This is a genomic window from Aeribacillus sp. SP014 (assembly GCF_054055575.1).
In genome coordinates this window covers 1,384,943-1,407,273 of the sequence record NZ_JBSRXI010000001.1, presented here as the reverse complement: position 1 = coordinate 1,407,273, position 22,331 = coordinate 1,384,943, and the positions used below count along the sequence as shown (strand labels likewise).

Here is a 22,331-nt window from a genome sequence, read left to right as displayed (position 1 = left end):
GGGGCGTCTATAAGGCCGGAAAATCGACTTATTAGACAGCCCCCTAAAATCAACATATGTATCATTTTTACCTATAAATGAAACGAGAGAATTTTACAGCGAGGGTGGTTTTGACGACAGCTAAACCGCGGCAGTTTTCTTTCTAGTTTCATACTGCTATGAGCGCTGGTTTCGAGAATAGTTTCATACTGCTATGAGCGCTGGTTTCGGGAAACGGTAATATGCAGAGTATGTCCATAAGTCCATAAAATAAAAGTAGAGAAAAACAGTCGTTTTCCTCTACTTCTTTCGATATGAAAGCAGCTGAAGGTTGCCTGCTGCTTTTCAGTGTGAAGTGGGCTTATGCCGCAATCCCTGCAAAATTTTTAACTGGCGATACGATCTTAAGCTTGGCTTGCTCGAATCGCTTGTTCCAGATCGTAAATAATGTCATCAACCGATTCCGTACCGACTGATAGCCGGACAAGACCAGGTGTAACCCCGGTTGCCAGCTGCTCTTCGCTCGTTAATTGCTGATGAGTCGTGCTGGCAGGATGAATAATCAACGATTTCGAATCGCCGATGTTGGCAAGGTTTGAAAATAATTGAACCGAATCGATCAGTTTTCTTCCTGCATCAACGCCGCCTTTAATTTCGAATGTCAGAATGGCTCCCTGACCTTTCGGCAAATATTTTTGTGCAAGTTCGAATGAAGGGTGATTTTTCAAACCTGGATAGCTGACAGATTCGACCGCTTCATGCTCAAGTAAATAATTCGCAACTGCAAGCGCATTTTCACTATGGCGCTGCATTCGCAAATGAAGCGTTTCAAGCCCTTGCAAGAATAAAAATGAATTGAATGGAGAAAGCGAAGCTCCAAGGTCTCTCAACAGCTGAATGCGCGCTTTCGTAATATATGCAGCTTCACCAATGTCATCAGCATAAACGAGACCATGGTAGCTTGGGTCCGGCTCGGTGAACTCAGGGAATTTGCCGCTTCCTTTCCAATCAAACTTGCCGCTGTCGACAATGACGCCTCCGATTGAATTTCCGTGTCCTCCAATAAATTTCGTAGCCGAATGAACAACTATATCTGCGCCGAATTCAATCGGACGGAGCAAGTAAGGGCTTGGAATTGTATTGTCAACGATAAGCGGAATTGAATGTTTATGAGCGATTGCTGCCACCGCTTCAATATCAAGCACATCCCCTCTTGGGTTTCCGATCGTCTCGGCAAATATTGCTTTTGTTTTTTCAGTAATCGCTGCTTCAAGATTTTGCGGATCCGTCGTATCGGCAAATTTTACCGTGATGCCAAACTTCGGCAAAGTATGTGTGAACAAATTATAGGTTCCGCCATATAAGCTAAATGAAGAAACAATTTCATCGCCGCTTCCAGCAATATTCAAAATCGAATAAAAAACAGCAGCTTGTCCAGATGAAAGCGCCAGCGCCCCAATTCCTCCTTCAAGCGCAGCTACACGCTTTTCAAATACATCAGTCGTTGGATTCATGATCCTTGTGTAAATATTTCCTTCTTTCTTTAAACTGAATAAATCTGCCCCATGCTGACTGTCTTCAAATACATACGAAGTCGTTTGGTAGATCGGAACAGCTCTCGACAAAGTCGTCGGATCAGGCACCTGTCCTGCATGTACAGCTAGCGTTTCGGGCTGAAGTTTTCTTTCGTTTGACATAGTTTATTTCTCCCTTCAATTCTAAACTTATATATTCGCAAAATTAAACCTACTAAAATAATAGGTTTAATTATATATAAATAAAATGTACTGCTTGTTCAGCCGGATGTCAATTACTTATCAAAACTTTCAAAAATTTTTTTAGACTTCTTCAGTATAGCATAAAATCTCAATTGGAAGATAAACTTTTTGGATATCATTTCATGTAATGGAATGCTTTATAAGTAACCTTTCCTCGTATTTTCATATGATAATAATTTTCCAATCTACTTATTCTTTTTTAAAGGGACTGCAGGATGAGTAAAAGGAATAAAGAATATACTGAGAGCAGTCCGAAAATGAAATTTCTTAAATTGATGCAATAAAAAAACAGTTTGCCATCATTAAGCAAATGGCGAGGAACTTCATTTTTCTCTTCAGACTTTTTTGAGAGGATTTTTCTCGCATCCCGGACAAATTTTTTATCCTTTCACACTTCATCTATTGCTAGTTTATATTTTCATTGACAAAGTCTTAGTAGTTTTTTGAAAATATAGAAAAAATTTTGTTGAAGTGGTAAAATAAGATGAAGTATGCCTATCAGTTGAAGGATGGTTTTAGCAATGACAGAAAATAAAAAACATGCACAAATTCAGTCTCTGCTTGTAGGATTCTCAATTATTGACCTGATTGCCAAAAACGGCAGTCCGATGAAATTTAACGACATTCATCATTTTACTAATATAGCAAAAAGCAATTTATATAAATATTTAAATACCCTTACGAATCTCGGTGTCCTTCATCGGGATAAAGGAAGCGGATTATACTCTTTAGGGAGCACACTCATTCAATATGGAATGGCAGCTGTCAATCAAGAGGACCTCATTGGCAAAATCACGCCATTTTTGCATGAAATCAATGCCAAATCGAAAGAAACGACTCTACTTGCCGTATGGACAACAAACGGCCCAATGATCGTCAAAATGATCCATAGTCATTTAGGGCTTAACTTAGGCGGACAGGTCGGAACAATCCTTCCGATCTCCTCGGCAGCCGGAAAACTTTTTGCGACATTTAAAAACGATCCAAGTGTAAACGTTTGGAAGGAATCGGAGTTGTCAAAGCTAAGCAAACAGGCGAAAGACGAGCTAATAACAGAGTTTCAGCTTATTGCTGATCAAAAAATATCGTTTGCGCAGGAAGCTTTAGCGCCAAGCATCGCTTCTGCCGCCATTCCGATTTTTAATTTTGAGCGGGAAATTTTAGGGTCTATTATTGTTGTCGGCTTTGAAAAATCGATTCCAGACACCATCGAACATGAGCTAAGCGAATATTTGCTTATAAAAGGAAAAGAAATTTCCGCCGTTTTCGGATGGAAAGAAGAATAAAAAAGAGCTTTCTGCACCCTTTTAAAGTAGAAGTGAGATGGAATTTTAAAAATAGGAATTGATTTTTACTTTTCATATGTTTCAGTAAAAAAGACGGTGTTCGCCTTCTTGTCATTTATAAGGTCAGATGTTATTTTTATCCTTATATGAAAAACCGAGCGTTAAAAAATCAACGCCCGGTTCTTTTGTGTACATACGAAACCCTCTTTTATTGATAACAGAAAATTCTGCTATCATCTTGTCGGTACTATTCTCCCAATAATAATTGATTAATCTCCTCATTTCAGAATCCCACAGCTTTCAAGGCTGTGGCTGACACAAAACTTAATACTCTCTTATTGTTAAATTTAAAATAAAAAAGAGTTTGAGTATGAAAACTCCTATTTTGATAAATCAGGACAGCAACCTGCTCTTATACTAGTTTACATTTTCCATTAATGGATCTGCGTACGTACCCTCTTTCGGAAAATCCAATTTTTCATCAACTGCTTTCGAAGCTAATAGATTTACTTCCGAAAAAGCTTGATTCTCATGTCGAAACATTGCGTAAATCAACGCAACACAGATGCCGATCGCAGCTATAATCGATAACACAACTCCTATAGAATGCGGGCCAAAGGTAAAATAAGCACCGACATGCTCCCAATTTGTTATTGGACTTGTATTCATTTACTATTCCTCCTTTACATTTTTATCCTTTTATTAACTAGTTTTGCTCTTTGACATGATCATTTTTAATCTTCCATTTTCTTGAGTAGATGGAATTCCTTCCGGAAAAGCTGTTGCAGGTATTTCAGTTAAATCAATACCAAGCATCTCTGCTTGCTTTGGTATTCTCAACATACTAAGCTTTTTCAAAAGCAGTGATGTCCAGTAGCCTGGGAGAAATCCTAGAAGGATCACAACCGCTGCACATACGAGTTGTCCAATAAAAGAGATTTCCGGGCCGTTTATATTGGGATAGCCGGAGGCAAATATCCCGACTGCAAGGACTGACCAGATCCCGATAAATCCGTGGACGGTAATAGCACCTACAGGATCATCAATCCCCTTCCTTTCGAGAAAATTTCCAATGAATGGACACATCAATCCTCCAATGACAGCTATAACAAATGCAAGCGCTGGATGATATAAATCTAAACCCGAACCTACTGAAATAACCCCGGCCAGCCCGCCTGAAGCGACCCAAAACGGTTCCCCTTTTGAACCTAAATATGCCCCTATTAAACCTCCCGCTAATCCCATTAAAGCATTGAATACAAAAGCCGATAAATTGGTAGGAGTACCGTAAATCGTCATCCATTCCCCATTTGTAACAGCGATTATACAGCCTCCGAGGAAGCCGAAAAAACCAACATAAATGAGCATCAGCCCTAATAAAGTGGACGGAAGATTATGCGGCAGAATATTAACAATTTTCTCATCCCCTGTATATTTGCCGATTCTAGGTCCTAAATTGATCACGACTCCTAATGCAAAAAACCCAGCTATTGCATGAATAACGCCTGCAGCGGCAACATCATGATAACCAAATTGCGTTAAAAACCATCCTTCTCCGTGCCAGCCCCAAGAAGCAGCTAAATTCCAAATAACTGATCCAAGAATAGCGGCAAGAATAAGAAATCCACTTAATCGAACCCGTTCGATCAGCACGCCGGATAAGATGGAAGCTGTCGTAGCAGCAAACAGCGCAAAAGCACCCCAGAAAACTCCACTCGCATGATCCGTTATATTCGGACCCATATTTTCACTCCAAGGCAATGCAGCTAATGCCGCTTCACTCATTCTCGGAATCAAACCGTCTGGAAACGCATTGTATATCCACCAGCCAACAAAATAGAAAGCAGGTAACACGACTGCTAACGTCATAATATTTTTCAAAGCCGTCGCCAATACGTTTTTTACACGGGAGATGCCGACTTCAAGAGTCAAAAACCCCGCATGGATCTGCAGCATGATTGCAATGCACCACCAATAGAATACTTCTATTTGGATTGCGGCAAACTGTTCAAATCCCTCCACATGATCATCCCCTTATTCTAAAGATTTCAAAGCCTTTAACCTACCATTTTTCAGGCCCTCCTTCTTCTGTTTCATGAAATTATTTTTAAATAACCTAAATATGCATCATGGAGCCTAGAATAGTGTCTTGAAACCTCTAACGATGCATGACACTTTTCACACGTTACTTGTTTTTGTGCTGTCAGCTTGTTCAGATGATAACACTTTACACAAAATACCCTTTCCTCTTTCTCCCCCCATCCTTGTGCCTGGATCTCATCTTCATTAAAACCAGCCCGCAATGCCAGTTTTTTCAGCTCTTTTAACATTGACCATTGAACTGAAAGAAATAGCTTTGTACCGATAAATTGACTTTCAAATATTTTGTAAATTTCCTCACTGGATGTTGATGAAAGGACAGTCGCTTCATTCGGAAAAAATTCTGTCCCCTTATACGAATGAAGGCTGCTATCATTTTTCTTCAATATATAGATTTGTTTCTTCGTCTGTTCTGGAATTTTTTTAATAAACATCAACGTTGGCAAAATCATCGGTTCATCAATGATAAACAAAAATTGTTTCCCAGTGATGAATTGAAATAGATTGCCAGCTTGCTGATTTTGCGCAAAAAATTCATCTGCTTCAGAAGCGCTTGTTTTCCCATCTGCTGTTTTAGTCATTTTTCAACCTCCTTGTTTGTTTTTCAACATGGTCGAATCGAATAAGCAATTTGTAATTTTCTCAATTCGAATTTTTCGAATATCAGGATATTCTCCAACGATAAGCTGCAGCTAGTTCGAATCAATATTAAGCAAACAAAGCATTGCCGTAACTTGATTTCTATCAAATTACAACATAGAAAGATAACGGCTAGTTGTGAAGCCCGGACCGTTCGAGCGTGTAAGCATATAAAGAGCATCTGTTAAAGGAATCCGGCGATAAGTTTCAATAACACGCCCATTGACAAATAGATTCTCCCGTTTTTGTTTTAATTGGGCAGCCGTTTGTTGAAAAAGTTTCTTAGATCTATTAAACGAGTCAAAAACGAAGCGTTCTGCTGCTGGACAGCTTGCAATACTCACATCGCCGAAATGAACCCGTCCTGACGGTGAATATGCTATCGCACTGACGATTCGTTGCTGCGCACTGCTGATGGTTTCTTGTAAAAAAGTCGCATGAACGGGTTTGATATCTTCCACAATCAGCCGGGTGATGCCCCGATCGTTAATCGCTTCTAAAATTTGTTCAGGGTCATCCTCCACGATAACCTCTTTATGGGGCGGCCATATATCCATCCAATAATGATCTAAGTGCTGTTTTCCGACATGGAAAATGAAATAATCAGGATAAATTCGAAGTCCGCCCTCCTCATCTGTTAAATCCTGACGATAAAAATCATAAAATCTGGTGACAGCTGCCATAAGCAAGGCGCTAGCACCAGCACTTCCTGCCGGTTCCCGTACGACTATTCCTAGTCGATCATATTGATGAAATCCCGGCAGCAACTCCTCAAAAGAACATTTCACGTCGTTTATCTTGAATTCAAAATCATCGATTCCGATAACCTTTGTTGTGTGCACAATTCCATTTGCTCCTTTCTTGTATGCTCTTAAAGATCTAAAACAAGACTGCCGGATTTTGCCCTTGAAACACATGTTAAAATGACATTGCTTTCTTTTTTCTCCATTTCGGTAAGAAAAAAGTCTCGATGGTCAATTTCTCCTTTTAAAACATGCAGCTGACAGCTGCCGCATCCCCCGATTTTACATGAATATGGCGCATCAATATGAAGCTGTAATAAAGTGTCCAGCAAGCTTTTCCCTTCAGGCACCTCAATCACTTTGTTGCTTTTATTGAGTTTTACCCGGAATGGCTGCATCGGTCCTGATTTTGGCGGTGTAAAGAGTTCAAAGTGGATGCTTTTTTCAGAATAACCAATGACTTTGGCAGCATCGGCAAATCCTTTGATCATGGCCTCTGGACCGCAGAAATAAACATGGGTTCCTATCGGTTGATTTTCCATTAACTTTGTTGACATTTTCTTGTTTTCCTTTGAAAAATAAAAATGAGTTTCCTCTGAAAAAAAAGTGGAGAGATGGCGATAAAAGGCACATAATTCCTTTGAAGGAGCGGCATAATGTATTTCAAATGGAGCCTTCTTCTTTTTTAATTCCTTCGCCATCGAAAGAAAAGGTGTAATGCCAATCCCAGCTGCAAAAAATAAATGGCGTTTTGCTTGAAAGCTTAGCGGAAAATAATTTTTCGGATAACTAATGGAGATCTTATCCCCTTCTTTCACATGATCGTGCCAATAAATTGATCCTCCATTTGAATCCTCATTGCGGCGAACGGCGATTCGATAGTAGCCTGTATTGTCCGGATCACTTGTAAGAGAATAGTGGCGTTCGATTAAGCCTGTTTCAGTTTGCAAATAAGTCGTAATATGAGAACCCCCACTAAAACGAGGCAATGGCGAACGGTCTGCTGACACTAGCTTAAAACTTTTAATCGCAGCTGTTTCATGCGTAATTTGTTCTACAATCACTTCAAGTGTTCGCGCCATCATGTAATCCTCCTCCTTTCATGTTTTTTAAAAACAGCTTCTTCACACGCTATTTTCTTCCAATTTTCCCAATTTCAATCTGTCAAGCTTTTTTCTAAATAGCGAATGATTTCTCCTTTGTATAAACTAAATCCTTTATATTCAGCCATATAGTCAGGTAAATCCTTTAAAACTCGAAAAAAACGTTTCAACCAATCTTCATTTTTTTTCAGCTCATCAAGTGATATTAAATGAGTATGAATACTAAATAAAATCCCATTGCTTCGCGGCATACGAAATAGCCTTTGATCCTCCACTCTTAAGTGCACAAGCTGACCGGCATTTTCTGAAGTTACCTTTTCCTTTTTTGGACCCCATTCATCAAAATTCTCAGGGAACGTGTCAAGGATTGGCTCCACTGTTAAAGTCCAGTTTAACCGTGTCCACGGTTTCCCTGCCTCGATTCTCAAAAGAAAATTGAGGACTTTTTTCGCTAAACCGCTGTCGAAAAAAACCGGTACAGGAGAATGGAACTCGGTGTAAGTCATGCCAATATCAAAGGCAATCGACCAATTGGCAGGAAAACACAATTGTCCTGCATCCATATATAAATCACCGTCTCTTTGCCCCATAAAAATGAGATCCTCTTGAACGTGTCTGCCGATAAAATCTAAAGGCTCGTAGGGCAATGTCGATAGATCGCCAAAAGTAAATGTATGTTTCTCATCCAAAAGCTTATTTTCAAACGTCCATTCATGACCATTTTTTATAACCGAGAAATACTCAGGGTAAATAATGGCAAGTTCATCTATTAAAAATTCCAGCACTTCCCACTGTCCATCGATTGAATGTTCTAAAGATTGAAAAGCACGTTCATGGTGGTTTAATAGTATTTGACGCTTTTTATCTATTTCTTCAAAATATTCGGGAGTAATATCTGCAAGTTTCCCGGATTCTAGAGGCCTCGCATTATTAGAATACCTGTAAGAGTCCTTTTGAAATGGAAATGGGAACCTTTTAATAAGCGGAATTTCTTTGATCATATGTTGGTTAGTCGTTTTTACACTCACTGCCCTCTCTCCTCCTCACGATCAAAACTGGATGAAAGAACCTCCCCATGAAGCCGCGTTACGACAAGGGGAAATTCTTTCATTTGTTTAATTTAAAAATGTTGGCTCCGGCAATCGATGTGCCGTATAAATCGCATCTCCATCGCTTTCAGCATCAAAGATCACTTTCGTTTCAGGGGTAAAGATAAAAACATCTCCCGCTTCCCCTACATATTTGTTTCCTTGTTCATCTCTGACGATGATCTGCCCCTTTATAATTACCTTTACTTCTAAGTAAGTATACAAAAATTCAAACTCTTCCGACTTTTGCATAGAGAAATATCCAATTGTTAAAGGCTTCTCTAATGGGCTAATCGGAACGTCAATAATTTGACTTTTCAAAGCCGGTATACTCAAAACATTGTTCAACTCAATTTTTTCATACGTTCCAGCTTTTATTAGCTGAATTCCTGGCTTTTGACTTAAAAATTGATGATCCATAGCTGTTACCGCTGATTCACTCATTCTTTCCACTCTCCTTTTTCAATTTTTATAATCAGAGTTATGTTATGTTTTGTAACAAAAAATGTATTATTTTATAACTCTGATGATCCTATCATAATAACAACCGTAACGTTCTCACAACCGTTTTTTCTCAAATGGCGGGAATATTCGCAAAAATCTGTAAAATGTTCTGACAATTAGAGCTTTTCCTTTCGGATCATTCAACATGAGCAGGCAATGAAATTTTATTTCTTTGAGAACTTAACATTATTAGCGCCAATAATGAGATCAGCAACGATGTTTTACACGGAAAGGAGACAGGGAGAGTACCGAATCATTGTAAAATGTAATGACAAGGTTTTTGATTTATTCCCACTATTTAGGAAATCTCTGTTTCTTTGAAAGAATCGTCTATGTAAAAATAAAAGCACAATATTCATAATATTGTAATTTTTGTTAACATTCTTAACAGTAACCTTTAACGAGGAGTGATGTCAATGGTAGTCAATCAGACAGAACTGCAGGAAGAAATTATGCAAATTCCAAAATGGTGGTCTTACCCAGAAGGATTCGAAAAACTAATTGAAAAAGCACATGAATTAGGCAAAAAGGAGCTGCTGCCCCGTGCTTCTATTTCAGACAAGGAGTGCCGTTATCCTCGGGAAAGCTTACAAGCAATTGCGGATGCTGGATTTGGAGCAGTTACAATCCCTGTTGACGACGGAGGCCTTGGCGCTGGACTAACTGGATTTGCTTTGTTAGCCGAAAGTTTTTCTCAATATTGCGCTTCCACTACTATGTGTTGGGTTATGCACACTGCTGCCGTCCAAACGCTTTATACAGCTGGAACTAGAGAGCAGCGGCAGCGTTATATTCCTGGGGTGCTAAAGGGAAAGATTGGCGCATTAGCCTTTAGTGAACCAGCGACTGGAAGCCACTTCTGGAATGTTGTTAGTTCGGCTCCCCGCAAAGGAAACGGATATTTGTTAAATGCGGAAAAATCATTTGTCACCAGTGCGGGCGAGGCGGATTGGTATATTGTTTGCACCAATTATCCAAATAGCATAGAAGACGATCCATTAATGTTTTTAATTGTAGATCATAATCAGAAGGGAATCGAATATTTTCCTTTTTCAGCTATGGGGCTTCGCGGAAATTCAAGCGGACCGATGAAGTTTAAAGATGTCTTTGTCCCTATTGAAAATCGTCTTGGGACTGAAGGCGGAATGAATGTTTATAATGAAAACGTCATTGATCCGCTCTTTTTATTAGGCACAAGTGCTTGCTGGGTTGGTATTGCTCAAGGAGCCTTGAATGCAGCAATTGACCAGGCAAAGAAAAAAGTCCATAAAGATACAGGAAAATCAGTTGCCGGCTACCAAGTCATTCGCCACGAATTGGCAAAAGCGCAAATTTTAATCGATAGTGCAAGAAGCATGCTTTATCGTACAGCTGAAGGGATGGATCAATGTTTAAATAGTGGAAAAGAATTGTCAGAATGCTTATACCCGCTTTGGGAACTCAAAACTCATGCAGCAGATATAGTCATACAAGTTACAAATCAAGCATTACAAGTTTCTGGAGGAAGAGGATATCTAACCGGGCAAGTGGAAAAATTTTTACGTGACGGTCGAGCAGGTGCAGTCATGGGACCCACAAACGAAATATTGCGCGAATGGATTGGCCGCACGTTAATTGGTGTTCCTTGGTTTGAATAATTTGTATCACTTGATCTGAAATATAACTGTTTGTGCCAATAACTTGTTTCTGAAATGCAAAAAAAGAGAATCGTTAGCCGAATAAATCGCCTTACGAGAGGAGGGAGCCCTGCCTTCCGATTAGTCGAAAGATATTTCAGAAACAAGCTCCACACCCTTTTGTATATTTTTTGCTTAAAATAGTTTTAAAGAAATAAGAGAACAAAACGATCACATGACGACAGATTTTTAATCTTTTTCTTTACAGTATAAAAAATTAACAATAATCGGCTGTTTTTCTTTGTCGAAATCTACTTGTTGTGTTTTTACAAATTCATCAAAACAAACATGAATCCTCACACTGTTTATCAGGTGAGGATTCTTTTATGCGTATACAATTGAATTGGTCATAGCTTTGCCGTTTTGACAACCAATGAAAAATACATTGCCATGCTAGGACATTTGAGAAGCAATATCGTTTGATTTACCCTTCTCTTCTATCGACTGATCAACATCTGAATAAGCCGGTTCTTGATGAAAGCTTAAATCAAGGCCAAGCAGCTCGTCTTCTTTTTTCACACGCAACGGTGTAAACAGCGAAACAATTTTCAAAACAATATATGTTCCTACTGCCGCAAGCAAAACAGCCACAATCACTCCTATAACCTGATGGAACAGCTGTTCAGGATTTCCATAAAACAAACCGTTATTCCCTGCCGGATTCACTGACTTAGTAGCAAAAAGTCCTGTTGCAATGGATCCCCATATTCCGCAGATGCCATGTACTCCAAAAGCATCTAACGTATCATCATATTTTAGACGTGCTTTCACAAAATGGATAGCAAAATAGCAGATAGGGGCGGATGCAAGTCCAATAATCAAAGCTGAAGGGATTGTGACAAATCCTGCTGCTGGAGTTATGCCAACAAGACCGCCTATTGCCCCAGTGGCAGTTCCTACTAGCGTCGGGCGCTTGCGAACCATCCATTCTATGATCAGCCATCCCAAGCCCCCGGCTGCTGCGGCAACTTGTGTATTGGCAAAGGCAAGAGCGGTAATACCATTTGCACTAAGTGCACTTCCTGCGTTAAAACCGAACCAGCCAAACCAAAGAGTGGCCGCTCCAATAAGAAATAAAACAATATTATGAGGAGCATCATTTTTCTTCATATGTTCATATCTCGGCCCAATTACGAGTGCAGCTGTTAATGCGCTAACACCGGAAAGTATATGAACAACCGTACCTCCAGCAAAATCAAGTTCGCCCATGGCAAAAAGCCATCCGCCTCCCCATACCCAATGAGCCATTGGTGCATAAACAAAGGTGATCCATAAAACCGAAAACATTACCCATGCAGGAAAAGAAATACGCCCTGCAATTCCTCCGGAAATAATCGCAACCGTTATAGCAGCAAATGCACCTTGAAAAATGGCAAATATATAATGAGGGATGGTTAATGAACCAAAAGCAGCCTCTCCTCCTACTCCGTTAAATGCCAGGTAGTCCAGTTTTCCAATGATTCCCCCTACATCCTGTCCAAAGCTGAGGCTGTATCCCCATAGCACCCAAACAATGGTCACAGTTAAAAGACTGACAAAGCTGTGCATCATCGTTGATACAACATTCCGTTCACTTACAAGCCCTCCATAAAAGAGAGCCAAACCAGGTACATGCATAAAAATAACGATAGCCGCTGCTACGAGCAACCAAGTTGTATCCCCCGTATCAACCACCGGCTCGTTCTCTTGCGCAAAGGCTGAAATCGGAAAAAGGAATAAAAGATAAAGAAGAAAAACGAAAAATATTGAAGCTCTTTTCTTTACGAAACCATCCATAGGAATCCTCCTCCTTACTTTTTTCATTACTCTAGCTTTCGGTAGCGATTTGTTCAAAACGATTTAATCGAAAAAAGGAAATATCATGTTTTGTTTTCCCAAGCGTGACTAAATCTGCTAAAATGCTCCCAACGATGCTGGCAAACTTAAACCCATGTCCGGAAAATCCACCGGCTAACAACACATTGCTGAAGTTTGGATGAAAATCGATAATAAAGTCGCTATCAGGAGTAAGTGAATATAAACAAATTTTACCATCGGTCAGCTCGCCGGCAGCCTGCGGCATATATTTTTCAAGAAAGCTTCGTACATCACGTTCATCTTCACAGTAAGAACCAAATAGTCTGTTCACGGAATCTGGATCACTTTCAATCCCCATGTCATGACGTCCTATTTTTACACCTGTTTTCCGAAAATTCGGAAAACCATAATAATGACCTTCTTTTGTGTCAAAGACAAAAGCAGGAAATTGACCAAAATCATATAGTCCATCCTCCAACGGTGCAAACCATGCAACAGGTTTTCGGATCACTTGGATCGGAAAATCGAGTTCCGGCAATAATTTCGGAATCCATGCACCAGCTGTGATCACTAAATTGGCTGCTTGAAAACGTCCCTTCTCCGTAATGACCTCCGACATATCCGATTGAATGGACAGCTTTAAGACAGGATTGTTTTCCAACAGTTTGGCTCCCAGTTTTAAAGCTTCTTCTTTATAAGTTTGAATACATACTTCACATAACAAAAATCCTGCTTGGGGATCAAAACAGGCAGTAAAATCTTCGGGAATTTGAATGCCTTGCCATTTGTTCATCACCATGCTTGCTGTGAACATTTCAATTGGGAGGTTGTGATGAATAGAGCTTTGAATCGTTTCATTGACAAAAGATGAATCGCGTTCGCCGACAACTAAAGTGCCTGTTTGATAAAATAACGTTTTTCCTGTTTGCTCTTGCAGTTCCATCCATAACCGGTATGCTTCTTTAACTAAATCAACATATTTTTCCCCTTGGCCATAACCAAATCGCAGCATTCTTGTTTCCCCGGCGTGGCTTGCAAAGGAATTTGGAACAGAAAATTGATCAATCATCAACACGCTTTGACCATTTTGGGCTAAATAATAGGCTGCAGCACTTCCTGCAGAACCTGCTCCAATAACAATCACATCGTACATCCCGTCATAATTCATACGAATTCCTCCATATAAATCAATACGATTTGTTTTTAGTAGCCTTTTAAATATTTTTCAACTTCCCATTCGCTGACATAGTCATGATATTCTTTCCATTCAGCCTTTTTTCGTTTAATAAAGGTCTCCATAAATGTTTCCCCTAGTGCCTTGACTAACACTTCATCGCTTTCTAATGCTTCAATCGCTTCATTCAATGTAGAAGGCAATTTGTCAAATTCATTTTCTATCGAATGGAACATGTATAAATTTCCGTTAAATGGATCTCCTGGATCCATCCGCTTTTCGATGCCGTCCAATCCCGCTGCTAAAATCGCAGCAGTCGCCAGGTACGGATTACAGGAACCGTCCATGGCCCGAAACTCAATCCTTCCAGCATCAGGAATGCGAATAAGCTGTGTGCGGTTATTCCCTCCATAAGAAATAAAATTAGGAGCCCATGTAGATCCAGATGAGGAATTTAACGCTCCTAGCCGCTTGTAAGAGTTGACAGTTGGACAGACAATAGCAGCCAAGGCTTTTGCATGATTGAGAATACCTGCAATAAAATGATACGCGACTGCAGACAATCCAAAGCCTTTTGGATCATGAGCATCTTCAAATACATTTCGTTCTTCCCGCTCATCCCATAAGCTTAAGTGCATATGGCAGCCATTCCCGGTCAGATTGGAAAATGGCTTCGGCATAAACGTGGCGATTAGTCCTCGTTCCTCTGCCATGGTTCTAATCATATATTTAAAAAATGTATGCCGATCAGCAGACGTCACCGCATCTGAAAAATCAAAATTGATTTCAAATTGTCCATTGGCATCTTCATGATCTGCTTGTGTGACATTCCATTTCAATTCATTCATATACTCAATCAAAGTGCCTAAAAATTCGATATTTCTCATAAGCGCCTGCTGTTGGTAACATGGTTTCAATTCTTTATCCTGTTCATCAAACGGGGCAATTTTCCCGTCTTCTCCCTGTTTCACAAGGAAAAATTCCGGTTCCACTCCCGTTTTCATCGTATATCCCATGCTTTTTGCTTGCGTCAGCACATTTAACAAAATCGTTCTCGTACAAAACGGCCAAGGAGTTCCATCTTCCGTTAAAGTTCCGGCAAACCAAGCAATCTCTTTATTCCACGGTAATATAGTCATAGAACGCAAATCAGGGATGCACAATATATCGGGATCATGCGGTCCGTGGCCGAGATCGCCTACAGCAAAACCGGCGAATCCAGCCCCTGATTGGCAGACTGACTGTAAACGGGAGGAAGGAATTAATTTCGCACGTAAAGAACCGTTCAAATCCGAAAAGGAGGCTAACGCCAATTTGATCTTTTTACCTTCGATATATTTTAACGTCTCCTCCAACACCTTGTTATTGCTTTCCACTATACCGATCAATGATCATCACCATCCCTTATTTTTTACACTTTTAAAAGATCTTTAAATGAACTCCCATGGTCAAGGCTTGCAAAATACGGTTTTTTGCCCCCTAATCCTACTAGAGGAACTCCTGTAATATAGGAGGTGACTAATGTTAACGAGCGCAAATCGGTAGGATCTAAATCACTGACTCTGCTTTTTCCGCACGATCTTGCAAAAATTTGCATTTCCATCGTGATCGAATTGATATAATTCTCCACTCTTTCAGCGGCAGCTGTAGGATCTAATCTCGCCATTAACTCAGGATCTTGTGTCGCAATACCGACCGGGCATTTACCCGTATGGCAATGATGGCATGCACCAGGTTCTGTCCCTAAGGCATGGTAGTCTTCTATATAAATTGGCCGCTGGCAATTAAGGGCAATTAACATTGCTGAACCCATATAAACGACATCCGCACCTAGTGCGATGGCTTTCGCTGCATCAGCGCCATTGCTGATTCCGCCGCCGATAATTAGCTTTACTTCGTGCTTCATACCGATATCGTAAAGTGCTTGAGCTGCTTCAACTACAGCGGAAATGGTCGGAATCCCTGTATGATCCAATTGGATTTCCGGTGAGGCAGCGGTTCCTCCTTCCATTCCATCAATGACGACTGCTTCCACCCCAACCTTTGCCGCCAGCTTTACATCATCATAAACGCGTCCGGCCCCAATTTTAATAAAGATCGGCACTTCATAATCAGTCGCTTCCCGAATTTGCTCTACTTTTACCCCTAAATCATCTGGCCCCATCCAATCGGGGTGCCGGCACGGGCTTCGTTGATCGACTCCTGCAGGAAGATCCCGCATTTTTGCCACTTCTTCAGAAACTTTATGTCCAAGAAGCGTTCCGCCCGTACCTGGTTTGGCACCTTGGCTCACGACAATTTCTACCGCATCGGCTTTTTTCAAATCATAAGGATTTAAACCGTAGCGGCTCGGAAGCAATTGGTAGACCAATTTCTCCGAATATTCACGTTCTATCGGATGCATGCCCCCATCGCCCGTACATGTACTGATGCCGCATCTAGTCGCTGCAATGCCAAGCGCTTTTTTAGAATGAGCATTAATCGCCCCAAAACTCATCCCTGCAATCATGATCGGTGTTTCGAGTACGAGGGGACGTTTCACCTTTCCTTCTCCTATAACAACTTTTGTATCGCATCGCTCCCGATACCCTTCCAGCGGTACCCTTGACAGTCCTGCCGGAGTAAAGACGAGATCGTCAAAGGAAGGTAAGTCCATTCTTTTTGTAGCTTGGCCGCGGATGCGATATCGTCCAATCTGAGCTTTTTCTTGAATTTCTTCAATTTTTTCCGGACTCCACACCTTGCTTTTTCTTATAAGATTTCTTTCCATACGCGAAACTCCTTTTTATTAAAATGATGAAGCAAGCCGTTAGGAACAATTTTTTGAAAAGAGGGCGGCGGTTCTATTTGATAGAAATCAAGCAAACTCTTTATCTCATCTTTTTCCTCTTCCGACACTTCCTCTACCTTTGTTCCATTCCCCAGCTCCGCAATTTTCCCGCCAACATAGATCACTCCATCATACATGGAATCTCCCAGCGCTTTCCCAGCATCTCCACAAATAATCATTTTTCCTTTTTGCATCATAAAACCGGTCATATATCGGTATTACCGCCAATAATTAAAGTCCCTCCCTTCATGCTGATTCCCGCCCTGGCGCCTGCCTCTCCTTTGACAACTACGATACCGCCTCTCAGCGAAGCTGCACAGGAAGACGCTGCATTTCCATTTACGACAATTTCTCCGCTCATTAAATTTTCACCAACTGCCCAGCCGCAATTCCCGTTTATGGTCGCTGTCACCTTATCACATAAACTCACTGCATAGTAGCCGACATCTCCGTTATAAATGAGATGAATCGGATCTGTTATGCATACTCCAAGGTTATGGCGTGCGAGAGGGTTTTCGATGATGACCTCCTTTATATTATTTTTCGCAAAATCCCGAATCATTTGGTTGATTGAAGTCACCGTTTCACTCTTGCAATCAATTACTATACTTTCTTTCACAGATTCCATACCAATACCTCCTCTGCCCCTGGTTCTCTTACTGGCAAGCTTTCCCCAAAGCCATTTGTAATTGCTAAGCTTTCAGAAGCAAAAGCGATGAAATCATCAGTTTCCGCAAGCACAATCGGCTTCATACTAAAAGGTTCTTTTGCTAAACCGACTGCTGTCGGCGTAACAGCAATATAGCTAAAAGAGCCGTCTAAATCATGAACAGATGCTGTCATTGCTTCTTTTAAGCTGGCTCCTTTCTTCATTTCATCTACTAAATAAACGGCAATCACTTCCGAATCGTTTCCGGTTATAAATTGATAGCCTTTCTTTTCGTAGTATGCTCTCAATTTAATGTAGTTTGTCACATGGCCATTGTGAATAATCGTTAAATCTTTGAAAGAATTGCAACAGAGCGGCTGCGAATGGGAAATATCGACTTTGCTTTCTGTCGCCATTCTTGTATGGCCTACAGCAACTTGCCCGTCATATACGGAAAGCTTAAATTGCGCATCTAAAAGATGAGCTCCCCCTAAAGATTTCAACACTTCAATCGATTCTCCGATGTTTGCGACTGAAATGTCTTCGTCCAGCTGACTGATTCCTTGAACAATATGTTGGATATCTCCTGAATGGAAAATTTTTGTTCTGACGTAATTGCCATGATCAGATGAATACAGCACATCTGCTTTATCTTTTAAGAAGGAAATGATTTTCTCCCCGTTGCCCCTTGTTTCATAATTCACATCAACATATAAGACGTTCTCTTCCTTTGGATGGAGAATGGCAACTCCTGTTGAATCAGGACCTCTTCGAAACAAACTGTCCAGCATTGCCAATATGACTTCGCCTGTTTTCCTTTTGTGATTTGGATTTTTAAAGATGACACCACTGATCCCGCACATCTTTTTTCCCTCCAGTCGTTGAAAAATTTTTGGAACTTTTTGTGAGAGGTTGTGGTTATATACAATATTCCATAATTTTTTCCCAAAAAAAAGCTCATTTTATCGAATATTGGGAAAATTACAAAAACCATGTTACCTTTTCTTCCATAGGATGGACTTTTTCATCCTTTGGTCATCTGTTTGGTACCCAGCCTAGTTCTTCGGAAATTTCATTTGCGGCTCTGATTGTGGTAGATATTAAACCGGCTAACTCATCTTTCGTAAAACGCGTTTCCGGCCCGGCAACACTTAAAGAGGCGATCACTTTATTTTCCCAAGAGAAAATAGGAGCTGCCACACTGGCGGTTCCTTCTGTTGTTTCCCCGAAAGAAATACAATATCCATGCTTTCGAATTAACATTAAATGTCGGTGAAGATGATCCACGTCTTTTATCCTTCCATTTTTTACAAGATCTTTAATCACTTGGCTTCTTGTTTTCTCTTCCAAGTATGCTAAAATCACTTTTTTCGAAGCACCTACGCATAAAGGAAGACGCATTCCAATCGGTTCGACAATTCTAAGCCAATGCGGCGAATCAACACAATCAATAAACACGCCTTCACATCCTTCCGGTACGGTCAAGTACACACTTTCCTTTGTTTTTTGGGCCAGCTTTTCCATAATTGGTACTGCAGCATTACGAACCGATAGATTGTCTCGTATGGAAAGACCTAATTGAAGCAATGTAAGGCCTAGACGGAATTTTCTCGTTTGTTTGTTTTTATACACAAATCCATACTCTTCTAAACAAGTCAGCAATCGGTGCACCGTTTGAACGGGAATACCGAGCTTTTTACTGATTTCCGTAGTACTCCACTCTTCTTTATTTTCGTTCGGCTGAATAGTTTGCAATAATAAAATCGTTTTCCGAATCACCTCTGACATCTAAACCCCTCCTATGTAAAAAAATTTACATAATGAGAATGGAATGTTTGCTTTTATATTAACGAAATAAAAAATGATACAACGTTGTTTTGTCAGATCGGCCAACATACTTTTTATATTTTTTCCCATATAATGAGATTTTTTACCGGAAGAGGTTGAGGGAGGAATTTAATAAACGAGCAAGTTGAGTTAATTTTTCTCTTCTCCATTTTCTGTGGTTCTCTAGAGGCGAACTGGGGATGTATATCGGATCATGTAACAATTTGCGAATTTATTATCCAAGCAATATACGACAAAATAATCCGTCATTTGGATGCACTTGTTGAAAAAGCGCAAATTGCAGCTGGTTGACCTTGTATCCTGAAGGTCTCATAAAATGGGGGTGTCTAATAAGTCGTTTTTACGGCTTATTGACGCCCCCTTTAATGTTTTAGAAACGTTGATATATCGATGTTTATGATTTTTGTTTTTAATGGGATTTGATTTTCTGGACAGCCCCATGTCTCTCTCGTGTCGTAATGAAAATACCAGCCAAAACGAATAGTACACTAGCCAGGATGCCCTTAATAGTTCTTCTTTAGTTGAATGGTTTTAGTGTACTCGATTACACTTTCGTGAAAAGTTCGTATTGACAACAAATTCCGCTTAGGATAAGGTCAATCCGTTTCGAAATTCACTTACATATTTAAATTGTCGGTTTTGTATAATATTGTCTTTCAGTTACAAAATGCCTAAATAAATCCAAACCTTCATTATAAAATAAATGCTTTGATAAAAATTGAAACGTTTATCCTTTCTTTGCTTTAAAAAAATCCCCTCCCATGTAGACGGTTAGGAGCATAAAATCATTACATTTAACTGTCTACCTGTTAGGGGAAAATACGAGACCTGCTCAATTTTTAAAAATGGTAACATACTTACCATTTTGGAATATAAAATTAAGCAAACTTATCATAACGTTTTTCAGATGCGGCAGCCCCTTCGGAAATCGATGTAGATGACATCCCCTTTCGTTTGCCATACCTTTTAGTTATGTCTCTTTTCATTCTGGCAATAGTCATAATTTCAAATTTGTCGCCGTCATCTAATTGACGGAGGATTTCGATTAGTTCCTGCTCTTCTGGAGAAAGTTCGTTTTCGTCATTTTGTTGATCGATCATTTCGTTTTCACTAACTTTTATAGATGGATCGGCAAAAAGAGCAGCTGAAGCTTTAAATAGATTCATTAGTGCTTCAGGATCTAAGCTGACCGAACTGTTTTCGCCTTTCAAACATTTTATGGTTAAATCCAGAAATTTTTTAAACAATGGAGATTTTTTAATTTTATCGTCTTCAACTGAAGCACGGTCAGTCATTTCTTGTAAACAAGAATCTGACGTAAATTTATCATTAGTTTCAGAAATCGGAACACTAGTCAAATAAGCCTCGCCGTATAGCAAGAAATCATTACTCACTCCTAAAACTCTGCTTATTAATGATAGATTCTCAGCAGAAACTGAAACTGCTCCTCTTTCAATTTTGCTTAGTGCGCTATTCGTAATACCAGTAGCTTTTGCCATTTCCTCAAGTGTCAAACCTTTTTCTTTACGAATTCGTCTTACCCGACTGCCCAATTCCTTTTTGAAATCGCTCATTTTCTGTCAACCTCTCTATAATCTTCCTAAAAGAAACATTTTTAGTCCTAAAGGAAAATTTTGTTGATTTTCGTCTTATAGGAATATATAATGTAATCAAAAGTGGTAACCGATTACCTTGTCAAACAAAAATAAAGTGTAAATAGATGTAAAAGTTCGACAATCTGCGTAAGTTTCCTAGTCCATTGGTCCAAAAGAACCGTCATAGGTATTTCATGAAGGTTACCGATGGACTATATATCCGTTTGAATAATCAGCGCGCTCTATATTAATCATCACAACCGCTTTTGCAGCCTTGAAACTGAACTAGCAGTTGAATCATTGCAGCAACAATATCATGCAATCCAATGATTGGAATGAGCAAGCTGTTGTTCCGGTGCAGATGCTTTGGATGAAACAGGTACAGCGTGCTGACTGAAAAATGCAGCATATCAAATGTTCTTTATGCCCGGAAAGCCTTCTGATTATTGATCTTAACAATGAAAGAAATAGACGAGCTCAATCAAAGGCTGCTATACCCATTCGAAGTCATCAAGCAGAGTTTTGCTATCTAAAATAATTCTTTGAGTTGTTGTATAAATACATTCAAATTCATACATAAACTGTTGAATCATATGTCCTTTAAAAATTGCCAATTTGAGGTATCGAGAAAACAACTTGTTCCCAACTACATCAATCAGTTGAAGATATACAAATGGAAATGCTTCACTGTTTTTTAATACCATCTGCATTAAATTCTCCGAAATATAGATAGTCTCTAAATAGAGCTAGTACTGGCATGAATTGAGGAACTTGGTTCTTTTATTTGTCCACAGTTTGGTTTTACAACATGATGAGCAGGCTTAATCTCCTGAACAATCTGGTCGATATGAAGCTTTAAGGATGATAAAAGCTCCTGCTGCGTTTCTCCGTCCTCGTTATACATGAAAATCTTTCGGAGATAGCACCAGGACATAGTTAATCAGCAATAGATTTTTGAATCAACATCTCATAACGAATTCTGGTCCTCAAATATAGTTATGACTCCCTTTCATTCTACCAAAATTCGGCATAGGGAAACAGAATGATCATAGAAAGGAGTGATTTAAATGGCGGTTCGCAAACAACGCATCACTCCGTTAGGGTGGAAAATCAAGCGGCGCTTGGCAGAACTGGAAATGACCCATAAGGAGTTTTGCGAGCAGCATAAAATCCCGTTAAGCCGCCTTTCTGAAATTATTTCAGGAACACGTCAAAACCGAAAATATCGCGACAAAATTTTAAGAGAGTTGGAAATCGAAGAGGAGGGTCAACCCCATGCCGAACAAGTGCAGCATGTCGGTTGAAACTGAACAATATATAACAAATTAAGCAGAAAAAAAATTCATTTGGCACGATGGTTAAAATCGTGGAAACTGTTATTTCTGCTCTAGCCGCTCAATATCGTTTCACTGCCATCCGTACTCACAGCGTGAACAGGTGCATAAAGAAGCTAAATGATATTTAATTGCCTTATACAGCTAGTTAGATAATAGGGTTGGTTATCCAAAATCATCCCAACATTTTTGGAACGGATGATGTAAA

At 39.8% G+C, this 22,331-nt stretch carries 21 protein-coding genes; 3 read left to right on the top strand and 18 right to left on the bottom strand.

The annotated features are described in order from the left end of the window. Window positions 1-383: 383 nt before the first annotated feature. Window positions 384-1,676 (bottom strand): homocysteine synthase, encoded by a 1,293-nt coding sequence (locus ACVIJU_RS06965; protein WP_063389432.1) that lies wholly within the window; start codon window positions 1,674-1,676, stop codon window positions 384-386. 602 nt (window positions 1,677-2,278) lie between these two features. On the opposite strand from ACVIJU_RS06965, the gene ACVIJU_RS06960 reads away from it, so the two are divergent. Further along, window positions 2,279-3,043: an IclR family transcriptional regulator gene (locus tag ACVIJU_RS06960; RefSeq protein WP_066251098.1), complete on the top strand. Its 765-nt coding sequence runs from the start codon at window positions 2,279-2,281 to the stop codon at window positions 3,041-3,043. A gap of 417 nt (window positions 3,044-3,460) precedes the next feature. On the opposite strand, the gene ACVIJU_RS06955 is transcribed toward ACVIJU_RS06960, so the two are convergent. The 7 genes from ACVIJU_RS06955 to ACVIJU_RS06925 all read right to left on the bottom strand — a co-directional run bounded on the left by ACVIJU_RS06955 (window position 3,461) and on the right by ACVIJU_RS06925 (window position 9,160). Next, window positions 3,461-3,712, bottom strand: coding sequence for a hypothetical protein (locus ACVIJU_RS06955; RefSeq protein ID WP_327847659.1), 252 nt, complete (start codon window positions 3,710-3,712; stop codon window positions 3,461-3,463). Between the two features lie 33 nt (window positions 3,713-3,745). Next, on the bottom strand, window positions 3,746-5,065 hold the full coding sequence (locus ACVIJU_RS06950; RefSeq protein ID WP_327847658.1) for an ammonium transporter: 1,320 nt from the start codon (window positions 5,063-5,065) through the stop codon (window positions 3,746-3,748). 71 nt (window positions 5,066-5,136) lie between these two features. Further along, window positions 5,137-5,724: a dimethylamine monooxygenase subunit DmmA family protein gene (locus ACVIJU_RS06945; RefSeq protein WP_063389436.1), complete on the bottom strand. Its 588-nt coding sequence runs from the start codon at window positions 5,722-5,724 to the stop codon at window positions 5,137-5,139. Between the two features lie 168 nt (window positions 5,725-5,892). Further along, window positions 5,893-6,624: a hypothetical protein gene (locus ACVIJU_RS06940; protein ID WP_063389437.1), complete on the bottom strand. Its 732-nt coding sequence runs from the start codon at window positions 6,622-6,624 to the stop codon at window positions 5,893-5,895. 29 nt (window positions 6,625-6,653) lie between these two features. Further along, window positions 6,654-7,610, bottom strand: coding sequence for a PDR/VanB family oxidoreductase (locus ACVIJU_RS06935; protein WP_063389438.1), 957 nt, complete (start codon window positions 7,608-7,610; stop codon window positions 6,654-6,656). A gap of 71 nt (window positions 7,611-7,681) precedes the next feature. Then, on the bottom strand, window positions 7,682-8,656 hold the full coding sequence (locus tag ACVIJU_RS06930; RefSeq protein WP_235600511.1) for a heme-dependent oxidative N-demethylase family protein: 975 nt from the start codon (window positions 8,654-8,656) through the stop codon (window positions 7,682-7,684). 87 nt (window positions 8,657-8,743) lie between these two features. Beyond that, window positions 8,744-9,160 (bottom strand): cupin domain-containing protein, encoded by a 417-nt coding sequence (locus tag ACVIJU_RS06925; protein WP_066251087.1) that lies wholly within the window; start codon window positions 9,158-9,160, stop codon window positions 8,744-8,746. 476 nt (window positions 9,161-9,636) lie between these two features. On the opposite strand from ACVIJU_RS06925, the gene ACVIJU_RS06920 reads away from it, so the two are divergent. Then, entirely contained in the window at window positions 9,637-10,857 is a 1,221-nt protein-coding gene (locus ACVIJU_RS06920; protein ID WP_082830405.1) for an acyl-CoA dehydrogenase family protein, read from the top strand. A gap of 432 nt (window positions 10,858-11,289) precedes the next feature. On the opposite strand, the gene ACVIJU_RS06915 is transcribed toward ACVIJU_RS06920, so the two are convergent. From ACVIJU_RS06915 to ACVIJU_RS06870, 10 genes are all read right to left on the bottom strand, one after another. Next, the gene (locus tag ACVIJU_RS06915) at window positions 11,290-12,672 is read right to left on the bottom strand and encodes an ammonium transporter (protein ID WP_066251084.1); all 1,383 of its coding nucleotides are present in this window, start codon (window positions 12,670-12,672) and stop codon (window positions 11,290-11,292) included. A 31-nt stretch (window positions 12,673-12,703) separates the two neighbouring features. Next, the gene (gene solA / locus ACVIJU_RS06910; RefSeq protein ID WP_063389441.1) at window positions 12,704-13,861 is read right to left on the bottom strand and encodes an N-methyl-L-tryptophan oxidase; all 1,158 of its coding nucleotides are present in this window, start codon (window positions 13,859-13,861) and stop codon (window positions 12,704-12,706) included. A 35-nt stretch (window positions 13,862-13,896) separates the two neighbouring features. After that, complete coding sequence (gene glnT, locus ACVIJU_RS06905) at window positions 13,897-15,255, bottom strand: type III glutamate--ammonia ligase (RefSeq protein WP_199757349.1); 1,359 nt, start codon at window positions 15,253-15,255, stop codon at window positions 13,897-13,899. A gap of 23 nt (window positions 15,256-15,278) precedes the next feature. Then, the gene (locus ACVIJU_RS06900; protein ID WP_063389442.1) at window positions 15,279-16,637 is read right to left on the bottom strand and encodes an FMN-binding glutamate synthase family protein; all 1,359 of its coding nucleotides are present in this window, start codon (window positions 16,635-16,637) and stop codon (window positions 15,279-15,281) included. Beyond that, entirely contained in the window at window positions 16,619-16,906 is a 288-nt protein-coding gene (locus tag ACVIJU_RS06895) for a hypothetical protein (protein ID WP_456687423.1), read from the bottom strand. Before ACVIJU_RS06895 ends, ACVIJU_RS06900 begins: the two co-directional genes overlap by 19 nt. After that, window positions 16,903-17,325 carry a GltB/FmdC/FwdC-like GXGXG domain-containing protein gene (locus ACVIJU_RS06890; RefSeq protein WP_456687422.1) on the bottom strand — a complete coding sequence of 141 codons (423 nt, stop codon included), beginning with the start codon at window positions 17,323-17,325 and terminating at the stop codon, window positions 16,903-16,905. Before ACVIJU_RS06890 ends, ACVIJU_RS06895 begins: the two co-directional genes overlap by 4 nt. Further along, complete coding sequence (locus ACVIJU_RS06885) at window positions 17,313-18,209, bottom strand: class II glutamine amidotransferase domain-containing protein (protein WP_063389444.1); 897 nt, start codon at window positions 18,207-18,209, stop codon at window positions 17,313-17,315. The genes ACVIJU_RS06890 and ACVIJU_RS06885 overlap by 13 nt, the downstream gene beginning before the upstream one ends. A gap of 172 nt (window positions 18,210-18,381) precedes the next feature. Beyond that, complete coding sequence (locus tag ACVIJU_RS06880) at window positions 18,382-19,134, bottom strand: IclR family transcriptional regulator (protein ID WP_063389445.1); 753 nt, start codon at window positions 19,132-19,134, stop codon at window positions 18,382-18,384. Window positions 19,135-20,072: 938 nt separating this feature from the next. Further along, window positions 20,073-20,768 carry a helix-turn-helix domain-containing protein gene (locus ACVIJU_RS06875; protein WP_117017464.1) on the bottom strand — a complete coding sequence of 232 codons (696 nt, stop codon included), beginning with the start codon at window positions 20,766-20,768 and terminating at the stop codon, window positions 20,073-20,075. A 268-nt stretch (window positions 20,769-21,036) separates the two neighbouring features. Continuing rightward, window positions 21,037-21,198, bottom strand: a complete 162-nt coding sequence (locus ACVIJU_RS06870; protein ID WP_161939838.1) for a hypothetical protein — start codon at window positions 21,196-21,198, stop codon at window positions 21,037-21,039. A gap of 658 nt (window positions 21,199-21,856) precedes the next feature. Between ACVIJU_RS06870 and ACVIJU_RS06865 the strand changes: the two genes are divergently transcribed. Beyond that, a complete protein-coding gene (locus tag ACVIJU_RS06865; protein ID WP_063389449.1) occupies window positions 21,857-22,093 on the top strand; it encodes a hypothetical protein in 237 nt (78 codons plus the stop codon). The last annotated feature ends 238 nt before the right edge of the window (window positions 22,094-22,331 follow it).